Genomic DNA, 15,089 nt, shown 5'->3' on the forward strand with positions numbered 1-15,089 from the left:
ACCTGGAAGACGGGCATGCTCATGTACCCGGCCCAACTCAACTCGACAGTGATCGCGGTTAAAACAGATTTCCAGCCGATCCAGTCACAAACCGTCCTCCAGGACGACACGCAACTGCGATTCACCGGCTTGCCAGGGGCTTCGACGTGGGCTGTCGACTCCATGCTGTTCTTTCAAACCGCCGCCGCTGCTGACCTGAAAATTGGCTGGTCCGGGCCATCTGGAGCGACTTTCAACTGGACGCCAGTCGCGCATGGAAATACGTCCACCACGTCGCCTGATCCGATTGTGCTTGCTTGGATCGGCTCCATTAGCGACACGGCGGTGGTAGGAGGCCCACCATTCGGGACAATGGCGCCCCGAGGAACCTTAGTCGTCCCCGCCGGCAGCGGCGGAAACTTCCAATTCCGCTGGGCACAAAACGTCTCGACAGCCAGTCAAACGGCCGTCGCGGCGGGGTCATGGCTGCGCCTGATGCGCATCGGATGACATTGCAAAGGAGGACAGAATGGCCCGTCTACTGTGGCTGCCCGAGGTACTGAGGGCAGCCGGTCTGACCGTGTACGAGCAGGCCGGGTGGCGTACCCGGGGTTCCGACAGCATCGACCCGCGTGGGCTGATCTGCCACGCCACCGCCGGCTCGGCCACGTCGACGGACGCGGGTGAGATCCGGGTGCTGCTGGAGGGGTCGACTACCGCCACGCCGCCGATCGCGCAGCTCTACCTGTCCCGGTCCGGCGCCTGGACCGTCATCGCCAGCGGCCGGTGCAACCACGCCAAGATCGGCTGGGCCGGCCCATTGAAGGGCCTCGGGAATCCCAGCCTGATCGGGATCGAGGCGCAGAACGACAACAAGGGCCAGGCGTGGCCGGTCGCGCAGCTCGACTCCTACCAGCGTGGTGTCGCCGCGATCTGCCGGCACATGGGCTGGACCGCAGCCCGGGTCGCGGGTCACAAGGAGCACCAGCCGTACGAGGGCCGTCCCAAGGGCGAGACCAGCTCGAAGAGCGACCCCACGTTCGACATGGACGCGTTCAGGACCGCCGTCGACGCCCTGCTCGACCAGCCCACCGAATCCACCCCAGCGCTGGCCGGGGGCCGCCGCTGGATCATTGATGAGTAGAGAGGCGCACCATGTACCTGATCCAGACGACCGGCACGCCGGCCCCGGTTTTCCTCGTACACGACAGTGGCAAGGTTCGACACATCGGCGAGATCGAGTTCAACTACCTGCGCACCGGCACGGCCGGTGAGCCGGTACCGGTCCTAGTCGAGAAGAACAAGGACGCCTACAGCCGGCTGCTCGCGGAGGCCCGTGTCTCCCAGGGCTACCTACAGGGCTGACCGTGGATCCGACCGTCGCCGCCGCGGCCGTCGCCGGGGCGGCGGCGGTCATCGGCCCACTCATCACCTGGGCAGTCACTCGCCGCCGCGTCGACACCGCCCAGATCGAGCTGACCGAGGCGCAGGCGGAGCAGATCCGGGGCCAGGTCTGGAGCCAACTCAACGACACGCTTCGGTCCGAGATTATCCGTCTCCAGGGGCGGATCACGACTCTGGAGACCCGGCTCTCCAGCCTCGATCTGGCGTTGCGGCAGACGTCCGAGGCACTGGCTGCCGCACAGGCAGAGCGGGATTCGCTCCGGACTCAGCTCGCCGTTGCGCGTGCCGAGTTGGCCGCCCGGGAGCGGGAAATCGGTGACCTGAAAGCGGTCATCGGTAATCGGTGACCATCACGTTTCGCAAGGAGAGAGAGCATGACCGATTCCACCCCCATCATCCCCAACGCGACCAGCGAGGAACCGGCCCTGTCGGTCGGCGCCGGATCGGCCGCAGTCGGTGCCCTGCTGACCCTGCTCGTCGCGTTCGGCGTCGACCTGACTGAGGTGCAAATCAAGGCCATCTTGGGCCTGGTCCTCATCGGCGGCCCGGTCGCCGTGGCGTGGCTGATCCGGCTGCGGGTGTACGCCCCGGCAACGGTGGCCCGACTGCTGCGCCGGTAGTATCGACGCGCGGCGCTCCCGGTGGCCACCGGACAGTGCCGACCAACGTCGAAGCGCCCCCACCCATCGCGGGTGGGGGCGCTCCTTGCTGTAGGCGGGTTGATCAGGGCTTGTCTCGGCTCCGGTCGTACGTGCGTAGGGCGTGTCGGAGGTTTGCCGCCCGGGCCTCGGCTGCCTGCTCGGGGGGCAGGACGGCCAGGATCGCATCCAGGTCGTCGCCCGTGTAGCGGATCGCGCTCAACACCTTGGCGATCTGCTCATCGTATTCAGCCTGGTCGCGCTCGTGATCGTAGGCTCGTGGCTCAGTCATTCCCGCCCCTCGGGTGGTCGTGGTCGTCATTCTGCAGGGTGAGGCTGCCGCCGCCGCGCCCCATCAGGTCCAGCACCAGCGCCCGGTTGATCGTGTCCCTGGTCAGCACAGAGGACGCCTCACTCACGGTCGCGCGCCCGCGAGCAGGACCGGCACCGGCGAGATCGGCGGACCAGCCTCGCGGACACGCACGGCCCACGCGAGTTGGGCACACCCGTCCGGGCCGCACTGCGGGCAGCTCCGGCCGCCGGCGTGCCCGGTGAGCGTCATGCCGACCGACCACCACATCGCCTGCGGGCTCCAGCCCTCGTCCATCATCGTTGCACCTCCCTCTCGGCAGCCAGCATCTCCGGGTCGACCACGGCCCGGAGAGCGGCCATCAGTCGAGCGCACTGGCCGGGCGCGTACGCGGGACACATCTGGCACTCGTCGCCGCCCTCGTGTGCCTCGACGATGGCGCGGGCGTTGCGGAGGATCGCGGGCCACGCCGACCGGGGCATGGTCGTCAGTGGGTGCTGATCGTCGGTCACACCCGCGCTCCCATCCGGTCGGCCAGCTCGGCGACGAGCGTGGGCGGTGAGCCGGGGGTACGTCGCAGGATCGTCACCATGACGTCCTGGGCTGCTGGCCGGTTGCGGATGTCGGACGGGGCGAGCCGGTCGGCTTCGATCAGGGCCTCGCCGGCACCGGCCATGTCGCCGGAGAGGATGTGTGCGCGGGCCTGGTCGAGCAGGTGCTGTGCCCGGCGTTCGGGCATCAGCGCACCGAGCTGCCGCCAGGTGAGGCTGGCATGGATCGCCCGTGCCCGACTACCATCGCCCAGCTCGACGGCCGCCGCCGCACGGTGCAGCTCCACGTTGGTCGGCCCGAAGCTGGTCCAGTAGCGGTTCTGGTCCGAGCCGAGCGTGTCAGCCGCCGACTTGGCCTCCCCGAGTAGCTCGCGGACGCTCGTGCTGTCACCCAGGTGGGCCGCGGCCATGGCGCCTTGGAGCAGCAGCGACCCGTAGACCGATACCCGGTCCGCGTCCGCCCAGGTCGTACCGTCCGGGGCGAGCCGGTGTGCGGTCGCGACGTTGGCTTCGAGGGCCGACCGGACCTGCCCCTCCGCTAGCAGCGCGTTGGCGAACCGGGTGGTGCCGGTGCCGGCCAGCAGGGCGTCTCCCTGGCGTACGGCGATGGTGATGGACCGCTCGGCCGACAGCCGCGCGAGGTCGTACGCCCCGAGCTTCCGCAGCGCCGAGGAGGTGATCTGGTAGACCTGCCCGAGCAGGCTCGCGGCGCGCTCACCGCTGTCGCCCGAGTAGTAGGCGTCGGCCGCGTGGGCGTCACGCAGCAGGCCCGGCAACGCGCGGGTGAGGATGTCGTACCGCCCATGTTGATACGTCAACCACGCGTGACTGACCGATTTGGTCAGGTCGGACAGGAGGCCAGCAGGTTGCCGGCGGTCGCCCAGGTACGCGGCCGGTGCGTAGTGCGTCAGCGCCAGGCGGAGGTCGTCGAGCTCGACCGCGTCTGCCTGGACGGCGCTCGTGGTCGCTGGCTGCCCGATCAACATGTCCACGCTGAGTTGGAGGACGGCCGCCATGTCGTGCAGCACGCTGAACTTGTCCAGCCGCCGCGCGCCCCGTTCGATCTTGTCGACCCAGCTCTTCGACTTACCGAGCCGGTCGGCGAACACCTGCTGTGACATCTTCCGCCGCCCCCGCCAGTACGCCACCCGGCGGCCGATCGGCAGCTCTGCGTCATCTACCGCCATCAGTCAGCCCGCCCGCTCAGCGGTCGCCGCCGGGTCCACCGGGTAACGCCCGCGTTACGCATGATCCGCAGCAGACCCGTTGGCACGGCCAACGATGTCGGCTGCTGGTTGGGAGAGGGAGCCGGCCGCGGCGGATCGGTCTCGTTGGGCTGATGAGTCATCGCTTACCTCCGGTCGAGTGGGAGGGCGGGGAGATGCGGGCCGGCGCGGGCCACTGATGACCCGCGCCGGTGTCGGGAACCCACAGCGCCAACCGGGGTTCCGTCTGCTCCAAGGTATGATGGGTACCAATGGGAGGTCAAGCCTGCCACGCGGTAGACGTCGGTGGACCTTGAAGGTGGGAGGTGTACGTGATTGACTCGGACCGCCAACCGGGGAGTGTCCGTATGCCACGTCAACAGCGCTACGAAGAGGTCGCCGACGACCTCACAACAAAAATCAGAGGCGGCGAGTACCCGCCTGGGGCGAAACTGCCGTCGAGGGCCCAGCTATGCGAGATCTACGACGTTTCGGAATCGGTGGTAGAAAAGGCGATGTGGATCCTGCGCCGAGAGGGGTTAACCGAAACCCTGCCCGGTGTGGGTGTGTTCGTAGTTGGAGATGCGGGTTAGCCGCGTAACTGAGTTAGTGAATGACTCCCCGACCCGGGTCGGGGGATGGGGCCGCCGCCGGCCGAAGGGTGCTACCCCACCCGATGGCCGGCGGCGGTTCTTGCATTATTGACGATCCTTAGTTTGCTTCATGACTGCCCCCTGACTGCCCCCTGGGTGCGTGCTGGGGAGTGTGGTCGACGCTAGTCCGGCGTTAGAACACCTGTTCTAAACAATAACCGATCGGCCGATCTTGCGGTAGTCCAATCAGCCCTTCCGGGCACGTAGTGACGTCGCTACCGTAAGTCGATCTTGCGCGTGTGGGAGATGCACTTGCTTGTCGCAGACGACCGGGGTAGCGGTCGCCGGACACCCGACCACGGGAGGACGCCACCCCATGTACCACCAACCACCCACCCCACCAACTCGACGACACCTGCTCTACCTGGTAATTGCGCTTGTAGCTACGGCCGCCAATTGCCTGCTATGGATAATTGGTTATCGATACGCGATCGTCACCGGGATGCTTGTGGGCGTCGCGGTCGCCAGCATCACGGGCTGGCAGGTGCGTCGCTCGGAGGAGCGGGTACTGCGGAGAGTAGAGCGACTCGGCACCAACATGTGGTGGGACGGGTACGCGACCTGTCTGGAGGACACGTCCGAGGCGGGTGGTCAGCGTCGAACGGCCTCTCGCGTGGTGCCCTTCCGGCTACCTGGACGCGGTGACACGGGCAGTGACACGGGACGCCGGCTGAATGGGTCGGCACTGTTGTGAATCATGCTACGATACCCGCGCTGACCTGGGGATCGAGGAAAGATCGCAGAACTATGCGGAACCTTCCGACCAACTCGTAATGCGTAGGTCGACGGTTCGATTCCGTCAGGCGGCTCGGTAGTGAAGAGGTCCCGTGGCCAGGCAAAAGCCAGGTCACGGGGCCTCTTTCGGTGAGTGCGCCGGTGTGGCGCGATGCCTGGGAAAGAGCGGATCATGAGAGCGTTGCCGGCCAGGACCGAAGAGTTCGACTCGTTGATCATCAGGACGGACTACTCAGACGAGCCCGCCTGGCAGACCGTGAAGGTCGAGCTGGCGCAGCTCTGGGACGACGAGTACGAGCCCAACCATCAGTTCGTCGACGACCCGGCGTGGGCCGGCGCGACCGCCGACGAGGTGCTGGCGGCGGTCGACGGCATGGACGACGGCCCGGCGGTCGTCTTCCTGGCGGACGCGACGACGATGCGGGCCGCGCATCACGCGTTGCTGGCCGTGACCACCGAGACCGAAGAAGAGTTCCGTGACGGGCTGGACGACGACACGATCGAGTTCGTCCGGGAGTTCCGGACCGTACCGGTGGGCGTCGCGAACATCCACGTGAACCTTCAGCTCGCGAACATGGACTTCTTCGAGTTCGCCGACAACGCCGCCGAGGACCCCGAGGGGGTGCACCGCGCCTTCATGTAAAACCAGGCCGGCGGCCAGACCGGTGGGTTGGCGGGGGCGCCCAGGTTTGCCAGTGGCGCCGGCAGGGTACGGGCCCAGCGCGGGAACGCCCGCTGGAGCCTGGGAGGCGGCCATGGAAAGCCGGATCAAGTCACTGGGTCATCCGGTGCACCCGATGCTGGTCATGTTCCCGGTCGCGCTCTTCGTGACCGCGGTGATCTTCGACTTCGCCGACATGGTCGGTGGCCCCGAGTTCCTGGGCGAGGTCGCGTACTGGAACATCCTGATCGGGCTGATCGGTGGTGTACTCGCGGCTGCGGTCGGCGCGGTCGACCTGCTCGCCATCCCGGGCGGCACCCGGGCCAAACGGATCGGGATCAGTCACGCGGCGGTCAACATCGCGGTCATCCTGCTCTTCGCCGCGATCTGGGCCGTACGGATGGCAGCCGACGAACGCGGGGCCGGTGGTGCCCTCTTCGCCATCGAGGTGGTGGCCCTCGGCTGTGTCGGTCTCGGCGCCTGGTTCGGCGGCGAACTGGTCGACCGCCTCGGTGTCGGAGTCGACACCGACGCCAACCTGAACGCCCCCAGCTCGCTGAGCCCGGCCCCGGCGGACCGGATGGGTCGGATGGGAGACGCCCGATGAGCGAAACCGTGCAGGCGGGGCTCGACCGGAGCCGGGAAGCGGTCACCGAGATCGGGATGTCGACCGGACTGCGCGCGGTCTCCGGGTTCCGGGCCTTCCGCGAAGAACTGAGCCGGAGGGTCAACTCGGCACTGGCCGGGGTCGGTGGACCGCCACCAGCGGTGGAACTCGTCGAGAGCGAGGACGGCTGGTACGTCGTCGCCCGACTCCCCGGGGTCGCCCCCGAGGAGGTCGCGCTCGAAATCGACGGCCGGGACCTCTGCGTACGGGCCCGCTCCGAGGAGGAGGTCAACGCCGACCGGGGCGGGATGCCGGGCACCGGTTCCCGGGAGCGCGCCTTCGAACACCGGGTACGCCTGCCCGGCGAGGCGGATCTGGACCGGATCGACGCGGTGATGGACCACGGGCTGCTCACGGTGGCGTTGCCGAAGGCGGGGCGCTCGGGCCGCCGTACGATCACGATCGGTCGCCGTTACACGACGGCCCGGCCGGCGACGGGCCGTGCCACCACCGCTCCGGTCGTCGGCAACCCGGACGACGGGCGGGTCGACGGCGGTCCCGCCATCTCGGCCGGTGCCGCCGCGCGTCGGGTCGGTGAGGCGGCGTTGACCGCCGGCAACTCGGCCCGCTCCGGTAGCGGCGGCACTCCCACCCCGCTGCGCGGCGATCCCGCCGCCGACCGGGAACTGCACCAGCCGGAGGCGGGGACGGGGCAGCCCACCCGCCGCCAGTTCGGCTGAGCGGCGTACGGGGAGATGGTCGGCCGGGTACGCGACCTCGTGCCGGACGTCGAGCGGATCGCCGTACTCCGGGCCAATGCCCTTGGTGATTTTATTTTCGCGCTGCCCGCCCTGGAGGCACTGCGGGCCGGTTACCCGGACGCCGAACTCGTCCTGATCGGGGCGCCGTGGCACGCGGACCTGCTCGCCCAGCGGCCCGGACCGGTGGACCGGGTGCTGGTCGTGCCGCCGGCCGACGGGATCCGGGTCGCCGGTCCGAACGAGCCGGAAACGCCGACCATGGCCGAGTTCATCGACGCCGCCCGCCGGGAGCGGTTCGACCTGGCCCTGCAGATGCACGGGGGCGGTGCGAACTCGAACCCGGTCGTCACCGCCCTGGGCGCCCGGATCACCGCCGGCCTGCGGGCAGAGGGCGCACCGGAGCTGGACCGGTGGATGCGGTACGTCTTCTACCAACCGGAGGTCTTCCGTTATCTGGAGGTCGCCGGACTCGTCGGGGCGAGCCCGACCACGGTGAGCCCTCGGCTGCACGTCACCCCGGCCGACCTGGCGCAGGCCCGGTCGGTGGTCGGTGACCCGGCCCCCGACCGGCCCCGGATCGCGCTGCACCCGGGCGCCAGCGACCCGCGCCGCCGCTGGCCGGCGGAGCGCTTCGCCGAGGTGGCCGAACACCTGGTCGCCGACGGGTACGAGGTCTTCGTCACCGGCACCGCCCAGGAGCGGGAACTCGCCGACCAGGTGGTGACCGCCGCCCGCGCGCCGGTACGTTCCCTCGCTGGAGAGCTGTCCCTCGGGGGGCTGCTCGGTTTCTACACCGGGTGCGCGGTGGTGGTCGCGAACGACACCGGCCCGGTGCACGTGGCCGCGGCCGTCGGTACGCCGACAGTCGGCATCTTCTGGGTCGGCAACCTGATCAACTGCGCCACGCCGTTACGGGCTCGGCACCGCCCGATCGGGTCGTGGACCCTCAACTGTCCAGAGTGTGGAATCGACTGTAGCCGGGGGATCTATCCGGCCCGTTCCGGCGAGGACTGCCCGCACCGGGTTTCGTTCGTCACCGACGTACCCGTGGTAGAGGTCCTGGAGGCAGTCACCGACCTGTCCCAGCCGGCGTGACTCTTGCCAGCCCTGCGGTTGCCAGCCCTGCGGTTGTCAGCCCTGCGGTTAGGAAGGGCCCCTAGTACAACGAATAGCGATAACAAGGGCCCCCTCCTTAACATCAGGTGGGTTCGAGGGCGGCTTGGGTTTCCAGCGACGCGGCCTGGGGTTCCAACGAGTGGGGCGCCGGCTCCAGGGTCACCGTGGTCTCGCCGTCGGCCTGGTCGGCGAGGACGATCTCCCACGCCTCCACCGGCCGGTCGGGAACCGTGGTCGGTGCCTCCAGGTGGTAGGCGCCGCTGGGCAGGATGCCGGCGCCGCCGTACCGGGCCATCACCGCGAGCTGCGCGGCCACATCCTCGCCCTGGTGTTTCTCCGGCAGCCGGTGCCAGAAGTCGAAGCCGCCCGAGTCGTGCAGCCGGGCCCGGTCGTAGAGCACACAACCGCCGATCCAGGAGACCTTGTACGCCCGCCACTGCCCGGGCGTCAGCCCGACCGTCTCGGTGACGTGCAGCAGGTTCGCAGCGGGGTGGATCCGGGCCCGGTCCCATTCCGGCGTACCGGGTCGGATCTCCTCCGGGGTCGGCAGACCGTCCCACTCCTCGTAGTGCCGGTGCGTTTCCGGTCGTACGTCGTCGAGGTAGGACAGGCCGTGCACCGCGTTGCCGACGAAACCGCAGCCGAGTTCCTGGATCGCGGTGACCAGCCGGTCGACCGCGTCGGGTTCGAGCCACACATCGTCGTCGAGGAAGAGGACGTACCGGGCGCGTGACTGGTCGAGCAGGTACGCCCGGTGTTCGGCCAGCCCGCGCCGGGGCAGTCGCCGGGTCAGCAGCACCGGGTGTCCCCGGTGGCGCAGTACGCGTACGGTCGTCGCCACCGCCGGTTGGCTCCACGGTGGGCTGCCCCCGGACTGGTCGCTGACCACCACCCCGAAGCCCGCCGGCCCGCTCTGGGCGGCCAGCCCGGCGAGGGTGACGGCGAGTTCGGCTGGCCGGTTCCGGGTCGGGATGAGGACGTCCAGGAGCCGGTCGGTGCGGAACTCCGCCGCGTCGTCCGAGGCCAGCGGCCGGTTCACGACGGGCGGCGGACTCACGACGGGCTACCGGTGAGGAAGGGGCCCTTGTTATCGCTATGCGTTGTACTAGGAACCCTTCCTTCCACCGACTGGGAGCGGATTTTTTCGATGATGGCGGAGGTGGAGCGGTCGGGGACGTAGCCGAGGGTGCGGACCTGGCCGCCGAGGCGACGTACCAGCGGGGCCTCGGGGACCATCTCGGGCGGGTAGTCGCCGCCCTTGACGTACACGTCCGGTCGAACGGTCTCGATCAGGGCGGCCGGTGAGTCCTCCTCGAAGACCACCACATGGTCGACGCAGGCGAGCGCGGCGAGCACCGCCACCCGGTCCTCGACCGGGTTGACCGGCCGGTCGGCGCCCTTGAGCCGCCGTACGCTGTCGTCCGAGTTGACCGCCACCACCAGCACGTCGCCGAGCGTGCGGGCCTGGTCGAGGTAGCGGACGTGCCCCCGATGCAGCACGTCGAAGCAGCCGTTGGTGAAGACCACCGAACGCCCCTCGCGGCGGTGCCCGGTGATCAGCGCGTCCAGCCCGCCGTGGTCGACGACCGCCGGCGCGCGGCGGGCATCACCGGTCGAGCCCGTCGAGCCCGTCGAGCCGAGAGCGGAGAGCAGATCTTCGCGTACGCAGACACAGGTGCCGGTCCCCGCGACAGTGGTCGTGGCGGCGAGTTGGGCGAGCTGTGCGGCGGTCGGCAGGGGTGCTCCCGCCGCCAGTGCCAGGGTCATCGCGGCCAGGTACGCGTCTCCGGCGCCGACGGCGTAACTGGCCGGGACCGGGGTGGCGTGGCTGCGCCGGGGTTCGCCGTCGGCGCCGCCGACCACCGCGCCGTCGGTGTCCAGGGTCACCGCGACCACGTCCGCGCCGGTACGTTCCCGGATCTCGGCGAGGTGGGCGCGGGCCATGCCCGCCCGGTCGGTGCCACTGTCGACCCGGTCCTCGGTGAAGCCCCGCGGTCGTTCCGGCAGCGGCGGTACCGCCGTCGTGGTCACCACCGTGGGTGTGTCCAGTCCGGACACGTCCGTTGGATGCGGACCGGACAGCCCGGACACGTCCGTCGGGTCCGGCTGTGGCTGCGGCCCGGTGGCGGGCGCGTTGAGCAGTCGGGTGGCTTCGGCGAAGCTCGGCGTCACCACGGTCGGGGCGAGCCCGCGCCAGTAGGCCAGGTCGTGCGCGTCCAGCGCGACCGTGCCGAAGAGGTCACGGTGTTCGACCAGCCAGCCTCGGATCGGCTCGGGTAGTGCGCCGAGGCCGTAGTCGCAGATCACCAGCGTGGGTGGGTGGCCGGCGGCTTCGCGGAGTTCCTCGGTGGCGCTGGCGAGCGCGGCGAGCAGCCGTTGCACCCCGTCGACGCAGAGCCGGTCGTCCCGGTCACCCTCGTCCTCGCGTACGAGGATCTGGTCGGCGGCGAGCAGCCGCCGTTTGACCGGGGTGCTGCGGCCGGTCTGGGAGACCGTACGGTCCCAGACCCCGGCCCGGTCGAGGCAGTCGTGTAGTTCGTCGCCGGCCACGTCGGCGCCGACCGGTGCCACCAGTGCGGCCCGGCCGCCGAGCGCGCTCAGGTTGACCGCGGTGTTCGCCGCGCCACCGGCGGCGGTGATCCGCCGTCGCAGGGTGAGTACGGGGGCGGGCGCCTCGCGGCAGAGCCGGTCGGAGTCGGCGAACCGCCACTCGTCGAGCATCGCGTCGCCGACCACCAGCACGCCACGCCCGACCCAGCTCTCCACCACGTCGGCGAGTCGCCGATCTTCCTCTGCTCCGATCGCCATACCGGCGGGTCCCCACTGTCGCCGGGGCCAAACCGGGACGGCCACGCCCCGCCTGGTGTTCCGGGTGCTTCCGTGCCCGTTCGGGGTTATCCCGGTGCGGTGGCGGGGGTGGCCGCGGCGGCGGCCCAGGCGGCGTCCTCGGCCTCCTTGCGGGCCAGGCCGTGGCGGCCGTCGTAGCGGAGGAACTGCGGCAGCGCGGCGGCGAGGGCGATGGTGCCGACCACGCAGAGCAGGCCGCCGGAGACGATCGAACCGTTCACGCCGAGCCAGCGGGCGGCCAGCCCGGAGCGGAGCTGGCCGAGCAGCGGCCCGGTCGAGTAGGACAGCATTTCGATGCCGGCCAGCCGTCCGCGTAGGTGGTCGGGGATGGTCTGGTTCCAGATGATCATCCGGAACAGTCCGGAGACCATGTCGGCGGCGCCGGCCAGGGCGAGCAGGACCAGCGCCAGCCAGAGCGAGTCGACCAACCCGAAGGCCAGGATCGCCAGCCCCCACGCCCCGGCCGCCAGCACCACCATCAGCCCGTGCCGGTGCACCTGGCGGGTCCAGCCGGAGCCGAGGGTGGCGAGCAGCGAACCGACCGCCGGGGCGGCGTAGAGCAGCCCGAGTACGGCCGGGCCGCCGAGTTTGGCGGCCATGAACGGGTAGAGCGCCTGCGGCATGCCGAAGAACATCGCGTTGATGTCGACCAGGTAGGTGCCGAGCAGTTCGGGGCGGCTGCGGGCGTAACGCAGGCCGGTCAGCACCGAACGTACCGAGGGGCGGTCGGCGGCGGGTGGCGGCGGGACCGCGCGGACCACCGCCAGGCAGGCGAGTGAGGCGGCGAAGGTGACCAGGTCGATCGCGTACACCCAGACCAGGTCGACCGAGGCGATCAGCACCCCGGCCAGGGCGGGGCCGGCGAGCTGCGCGATCTGCATGCGCAGCGAGTTGAGCGCGCTCGCGGCCGGGATCTCCGCCGGCGTGACCAGACGCGGCGTGAGACCCTCCATGGCTGGTCTTTGCAGCCCGTCGACGGCCGCCGTCAGCCCGGCGACCAGGTAGAGCAGCCACAGGTGCGGCTGGTCGGAGAGGGCGTTGAGCAGCAGCACCGCGCAGAGAGCGGTCAGCCCGACCTCACCGCCGAGGACCAGCCGGCGCCGGTCGAGGTAGTCGGCGAGGGCGCCGCCGACGAAGCCCATCACCAGCAGGGGTACGAGTTCGACCACCCCGAGCAGGCCGACCAGCAGGGGATCGTGCGTCATCTCGTACACCTGGTACGGGACGGTGACGTACGTGATGAACGACCCGAATCCGGAGACCCCGGCGGCAGAGAAGACCAACCGGAAGTCCCGGGAGGTACGCAGGGGCGTGAGGTCCAACGCCATGCGCCGGAGCAGGGTGGTGGTCACTCGCGGATGGTGCCGGATCGGGAAGGTCGCGTCGAGCGGGTTTCCTCGTCCGTAACCAGGCATGTTCGGTGCCGGTAGGGGGAGAAAGGACGATGACCACCGCCGAGAACGCTCAACCGGCGCTGAGTCGCCAGCAGATCCGGCTGCTGATGACCGGCCTGATGATGGGCATGCTGCTGGCCGCGCTCGACCAGACGATCGTGGGTACGGCCCTGCCGACCATCGTCGGCGAGTTGGGTGGGATCAACCACTATTCGTGGGTGGTGACGGCGTACCTACTGGCGTCGACCGCCTCGACCCCGCTCTACGGCAAGACGGCCGACCTGTTCGGACGCCGCCCGGTCTTCCTCTTCTCGATCGGGACGTTCCTGGTCGGTTCGGTGCTGGCCGGGATCTCCCAGGACATGACCCAGTTGATCGTCACCCGGGCGATCCAGGGGCTCGGCGCGGGCGGTCTGCTGACGCTCGCCTTCACCATCATCTCGGACGTGGTGACGCCCCGGGAACGTGGCCGCTACCAGGGGCTCTTCGGCGCGGTCTTCGGCATCGCCTCGGTCGCCGGCCCGCTGCTCGGCGGCTACTTCGCCGAGCACAACTGGCGTTGGATCTTCTACGTCAACGTGCCGCTGGCGATCGTCGCGATCATCGTCTGCTTCTACGTCATGCGGCTCATCCCGTTCAAGCGGCGCCGGCACGCGATCGACTGGCTCGGCGCGTTGCTCCTGGTCGCCGGGGTGAGTGCGATCCTGCTCGCGTTGAGCTGGGGCGGAAACGAGTACGCCTGGGCCTCGCCGCTCATCCTGGGGCTCTTCGCCGTCGGTGCGCTGCTGACCGCCCTCTTCCTCGTGCAGGAGGCCCGGGTCGATGAACCGATCCTGCCGATCGGGCTCTTCCGGCGGCGTACGTTCGCACTCGCCAACAGCGCCGGCTTCGTCCTCGGCCTGGTGATGTTCGGGTCGATCATCTTCGTTCCGCTCTACCTGCAACTGGTCAAGGGTGCGTCGCCGACGAACAGCGGTCTGCTGATGCTGCCGATGATGGCCGGCATCATCGTCACCTCGGTCCTCTCCGGGCGGGCGATCAGCCAGATCGGCCGGTACAAGTGGTTCCCGGTGGCGGGCGCGGCGATGCTCGTGCTCGGCCTGCTGCTCTTCACCCAGTTGCAGGTCGACACCACGCTCTGGCTCGCGTTCCTCTACATGGTGATCATCGGTGTCGGGCTCGGCCTCAGCATGCAGGCGCTGATCCTCGCCGTACAGAACTCGGTCGAGGTGCGCGACCTCGGCGCCGGTACGTCGGCGATCACGTTCTTCCGGTCACTGGGCGGATCGTTCGGGGTGGCGATCCTCGGCACCCTGCTCTCCACCCGGCTGACCGGCGGGCTGACCGACCGGCTCCCGGCGGCGCTCCGCGAACTTCCGCCGCAGCAGCAGGCGCCGATCGACCCGAGCACCTTCTCGATCAACGAACCGGCGAAGATCATGGCGTTGCCCGGTCCGCTCCGGATGGCGGTGCAGGAGAGCTTCGTGAGCGCGCTGCACCTGGTCTTCCTCGTCGCCGGGCTGATCGCCATCGTCGGACTCGTGGTCAGCCTGCTGGTGCCGAACGAGGAACTGCGCGGACCGGCGCCGGCCAACCGGTCCGGCAAGTCGCTGGAGGACGAGACCCACGACGAGGCGGCGATCGACATGGAGTCGAACACGCAGACGCTGATCTGACGCCCGGCCGGCGCGCCCGGCCGGCGCTCCCGGTCCCGCTACTTGAGGATGAGCTGGCCGGTGCTCTCGAAGACGGCCAGGTCGTCGAGGGTCTCCAGCACCGTGGCGGAGGTCGGGGTGGGCAGGGCCCGGGGTGGGAAGAAGCCGGCGTTGGTGGTCTCGTCGGTTGCCGTCAACAGCTCGCCGGACCAGGTGTCGATCCGGAACGCGACCACGAAGAGCTGGTACGTGTCGCCGTACATGTTGGTGAAGGTGCGCTCCGGGCCGGTGTAGAACGCGAACGGGGTGACCGCCTCCGCCCGTAGGCCGGTCTCCTCCCACACCTCGCGGGCCACGCAGTCGCTGATCGACTCGCCCAGCTCCATCGCACCGGCCGGCATCGCCCAGTCGCCGTTGTCCGAACGTTCGATCAGCAGGACCTGACCGGCCGCGTCCCGAACCACTCCCCGGGCGCCGACGAACATCAGGGTCCGGTCGCCGGCCAGGGTCCGGAGCTGGCCAAGGTACGATTCGGCCCACGAAATGCTGCTCATCCGATCACTCTAGGACAGC

Annotated in this window: 19 protein-coding genes and 1 pseudogene; 11 read left to right on the top strand and 9 right to left on the bottom strand. The window is 69.6% G+C overall.

Annotation, left to right across the window (positions count from 1 at the left end; all coding sequences use genetic code 11):
- The 5 genes from ACIBF5_RS26590 to ACIBF5_RS26610 form a co-directional block, all read left to right on the top strand.
- Positions 1–489 (top strand): hypothetical protein (locus tag ACIBF5_RS26590; RefSeq protein WP_396815605.1); only part of this gene is annotated, 489 nt, incomplete at its 5' end.
- Between the two features lie 19 nt (positions 490–508).
- A complete protein-coding gene (locus ACIBF5_RS26595; protein ID WP_396815606.1) occupies positions 509–1,123 on the top strand; it encodes an N-acetylmuramoyl-L-alanine amidase in 615 nt (204 codons plus the stop codon).
- A gap of 11 nt (positions 1,124–1,134) precedes the next feature.
- Complete coding sequence (locus tag ACIBF5_RS26600) at positions 1,135–1,344, top strand: hypothetical protein (RefSeq protein ID WP_396815607.1); 210 nt, start codon at positions 1,135–1,137, stop codon at positions 1,342–1,344.
- Positions 1,345–1,346: 2 nt separating this feature from the next.
- Positions 1,347–1,730, top strand: a complete 384-nt coding sequence (locus ACIBF5_RS26605) for a hypothetical protein (RefSeq protein WP_396815608.1) — start codon at positions 1,347–1,349, stop codon at positions 1,728–1,730.
- A 27-nt stretch (positions 1,731–1,757) separates the two neighbouring features.
- Positions 1,758–2,003 carry a hypothetical protein gene (locus tag ACIBF5_RS26610; protein WP_396815609.1) on the top strand — a complete coding sequence of 82 codons (246 nt, stop codon included), beginning with the start codon at positions 1,758–1,760 and terminating at the stop codon, positions 2,001–2,003.
- Positions 2,004–2,106: 103 nt separating this feature from the next.
- On the opposite strand, the gene ACIBF5_RS26615 is transcribed toward ACIBF5_RS26610, so the two are convergent.
- Genes ACIBF5_RS26615 through ACIBF5_RS26635 form a run of 5 tightly spaced genes read right to left on the bottom strand, consistent with a single transcriptional unit; the run spans position 2,107 to position 4,069 of the window.
- Positions 2,107–2,313 carry a hypothetical protein gene (locus ACIBF5_RS26615; RefSeq protein WP_396815610.1) on the bottom strand — a complete coding sequence of 69 codons (207 nt, stop codon included), beginning with the start codon at positions 2,311–2,313 and terminating at the stop codon, positions 2,107–2,109.
- Positions 2,306–2,440, bottom strand: coding sequence for a hypothetical protein (locus ACIBF5_RS26620; protein WP_396815611.1), 135 nt, complete (start codon positions 2,438–2,440; stop codon positions 2,306–2,308). The genes ACIBF5_RS26615 and ACIBF5_RS26620 overlap by 8 nt, the downstream gene beginning before the upstream one ends.
- Positions 2,437–2,631 carry a hypothetical protein gene (locus tag ACIBF5_RS26625; RefSeq protein ID WP_396815612.1) on the bottom strand — a complete coding sequence of 65 codons (195 nt, stop codon included), beginning with the start codon at positions 2,629–2,631 and terminating at the stop codon, positions 2,437–2,439. The genes ACIBF5_RS26620 and ACIBF5_RS26625 overlap by 4 nt, the downstream gene beginning before the upstream one ends.
- Positions 2,628–2,843, bottom strand: coding sequence for a hypothetical protein (locus ACIBF5_RS26630; RefSeq protein ID WP_396815613.1), 216 nt, complete (start codon positions 2,841–2,843; stop codon positions 2,628–2,630). Before ACIBF5_RS26630 ends, ACIBF5_RS26625 begins: the two co-directional genes overlap by 4 nt.
- Positions 2,840–4,069, bottom strand: a complete 1,230-nt coding sequence (locus ACIBF5_RS26635) for a helix-turn-helix domain-containing protein (RefSeq protein WP_396815614.1) — start codon at positions 4,067–4,069, stop codon at positions 2,840–2,842. Before ACIBF5_RS26635 ends, ACIBF5_RS26630 begins: the two co-directional genes overlap by 4 nt.
- Before the next feature lie 386 nt (positions 4,070–4,455).
- Here ACIBF5_RS26635 and ACIBF5_RS26640 point away from each other — a divergent pair, with 386 nt between their 5' ends.
- The 5 genes from ACIBF5_RS26640 to ACIBF5_RS26660 all read left to right on the top strand — a co-directional run bounded on the left by ACIBF5_RS26640 (position 4,456) and on the right by ACIBF5_RS26660 (position 8,599).
- Positions 4,456–4,680 carry a winged helix-turn-helix domain-containing protein gene (locus ACIBF5_RS26640; protein ID WP_396815615.1) on the top strand — a complete coding sequence of 75 codons (225 nt, stop codon included), beginning with the start codon at positions 4,456–4,458 and terminating at the stop codon, positions 4,678–4,680.
- 967 nt (positions 4,681–5,647) lie between these two features.
- The gene (locus ACIBF5_RS26645; protein WP_396815616.1) at positions 5,648–6,118 is read left to right on the top strand and encodes a DUF6924 domain-containing protein; all 471 of its coding nucleotides are present in this window, start codon (positions 5,648–5,650) and stop codon (positions 6,116–6,118) included.
- A 112-nt stretch (positions 6,119–6,230) separates the two neighbouring features.
- Positions 6,231–6,743 carry a DUF2231 domain-containing protein gene (locus tag ACIBF5_RS26650; RefSeq protein WP_396815617.1) on the top strand — a complete coding sequence of 171 codons (513 nt, stop codon included), beginning with the start codon at positions 6,231–6,233 and terminating at the stop codon, positions 6,741–6,743.
- Positions 6,740–7,483: an Hsp20/alpha crystallin family protein gene (locus ACIBF5_RS26655; protein WP_396815618.1), complete on the top strand. Its 744-nt coding sequence runs from the start codon at positions 6,740–6,742 to the stop codon at positions 7,481–7,483. Before ACIBF5_RS26650 ends, ACIBF5_RS26655 begins: the two co-directional genes overlap by 4 nt.
- Before the next feature lie 15 nt (positions 7,484–7,498).
- The gene (locus tag ACIBF5_RS26660; protein ID WP_396815619.1) at positions 7,499–8,599 is read left to right on the top strand and encodes a glycosyltransferase family 9 protein; all 1,101 of its coding nucleotides are present in this window, start codon (positions 7,499–7,501) and stop codon (positions 8,597–8,599) included.
- Positions 8,600–8,810: 211 nt separating this feature from the next.
- Here ACIBF5_RS26660 and ACIBF5_RS26665 read toward each other — a convergent pair.
- From ACIBF5_RS26665 to ACIBF5_RS26675, 3 genes and pseudogenes are all read right to left on the bottom strand, one after another.
- A pseudogene (locus tag ACIBF5_RS26665) lies at positions 8,811–9,659 on the bottom strand (glycosyltransferase family 2 protein); the annotation flags it as partial.
- A gap of 14 nt (positions 9,660–9,673) precedes the next feature.
- Positions 9,674–11,428: a D-glycero-beta-D-manno-heptose 1-phosphate adenylyltransferase gene (gene rfaE2 / locus ACIBF5_RS26670; protein ID WP_396815620.1), complete on the bottom strand. Its 1,755-nt coding sequence runs from the start codon at positions 11,426–11,428 to the stop codon at positions 9,674–9,676.
- A gap of 86 nt (positions 11,429–11,514) precedes the next feature.
- Positions 11,515–12,819 carry an MFS transporter gene (locus ACIBF5_RS26675; RefSeq protein ID WP_396815621.1) on the bottom strand — a complete coding sequence of 435 codons (1,305 nt, stop codon included), beginning with the start codon at positions 12,817–12,819 and terminating at the stop codon, positions 11,515–11,517.
- A 92-nt stretch (positions 12,820–12,911) separates the two neighbouring features.
- Here ACIBF5_RS26675 and ACIBF5_RS26680 point away from each other — a divergent pair, with 92 nt between their 5' ends.
- The gene (locus ACIBF5_RS26680; RefSeq protein WP_396815622.1) at positions 12,912–14,537 is read left to right on the top strand and encodes an MDR family MFS transporter; all 1,626 of its coding nucleotides are present in this window, start codon (positions 12,912–12,914) and stop codon (positions 14,535–14,537) included.
- 38 nt (positions 14,538–14,575) lie between these two features.
- On the opposite strand, the gene ACIBF5_RS26685 is transcribed toward ACIBF5_RS26680, so the two are convergent.
- A complete protein-coding gene (locus ACIBF5_RS26685) occupies positions 14,576–15,070 on the bottom strand; it encodes an NUDIX domain-containing protein (protein WP_396815623.1) in 495 nt (164 codons plus the stop codon).
- Positions 15,071–15,089: the final 19 nt, after the last annotated feature.

Source organism: Micromonospora sp. NPDC050417 (assembly GCF_044458865.1).
Lineage (GTDB): Bacteria > Actinomycetota > Actinomycetes > Mycobacteriales > Micromonosporaceae > Micromonospora_G.

Bases quoted from the DNA above. Each gene is read 5' to 3' on its own strand.
- ACIBF5_RS26595 (WP_396815606.1), top strand. From the start codon at position 509: ATGGCCCGTCTACTGTGGCTGCCCGAGGTACTGAGGGCAGCCGGTCTG.
- ACIBF5_RS26600 (WP_396815607.1), top strand. From the start codon at position 1,135: ATGTACCTGATCCAGACGACCGGCACGCCGGCCCCGGTTTTCCTCGTA.
- ACIBF5_RS26610 (WP_396815609.1), top strand. From the start codon at position 1,758: ATGACCGATTCCACCCCCATCATCCCCAACGCGACCAGCGAGGAACCG.
- ACIBF5_RS26615 (WP_396815610.1), bottom strand. From the start codon at position 2,313: ATGACTGAGCCACGAGCCTACGATCACGAGCGCGACCAGGCTGAATAC.
- ACIBF5_RS26625 (WP_396815612.1), bottom strand. From the start codon at position 2,631: ATGATGGACGAGGGCTGGAGCCCGCAGGCGATGTGGTGGTCGGTCGGC.
- ACIBF5_RS26635 (WP_396815614.1), bottom strand. From the start codon at position 4,069: ATGGCGGTAGATGACGCAGAGCTGCCGATCGGCCGCCGGGTGGCGTAC.
- ACIBF5_RS26640 (WP_396815615.1), top strand. From the start codon at position 4,456: ATGCCACGTCAACAGCGCTACGAAGAGGTCGCCGACGACCTCACAACA.
- ACIBF5_RS26645 (WP_396815616.1), top strand. From the start codon at position 5,648: ATGAGAGCGTTGCCGGCCAGGACCGAAGAGTTCGACTCGTTGATCATC.
- ACIBF5_RS26650 (WP_396815617.1), top strand. From the start codon at position 6,231: ATGGAAAGCCGGATCAAGTCACTGGGTCATCCGGTGCACCCGATGCTG.
- ACIBF5_RS26655 (WP_396815618.1), top strand. From the start codon at position 6,740: ATGAGCGAAACCGTGCAGGCGGGGCTCGACCGGAGCCGGGAAGCGGTC.
- ACIBF5_RS26660 (WP_396815619.1), top strand. From the start codon at position 7,499: ATGGTCGGCCGGGTACGCGACCTCGTGCCGGACGTCGAGCGGATCGCC.
- rfaE2 (WP_396815620.1), bottom strand. From the start codon at position 11,428: ATGGCGATCGGAGCAGAGGAAGATCGGCGACTCGCCGACGTGGTGGAG.
- ACIBF5_RS26680 (WP_396815622.1), top strand. From the start codon at position 12,912: ATGACCACCGCCGAGAACGCTCAACCGGCGCTGAGTCGCCAGCAGATC.
- ACIBF5_RS26685 (WP_396815623.1), bottom strand. From the start codon at position 15,070: ATGAGCAGCATTTCGTGGGCCGAATCGTACCTTGGCCAGCTCCGGACC.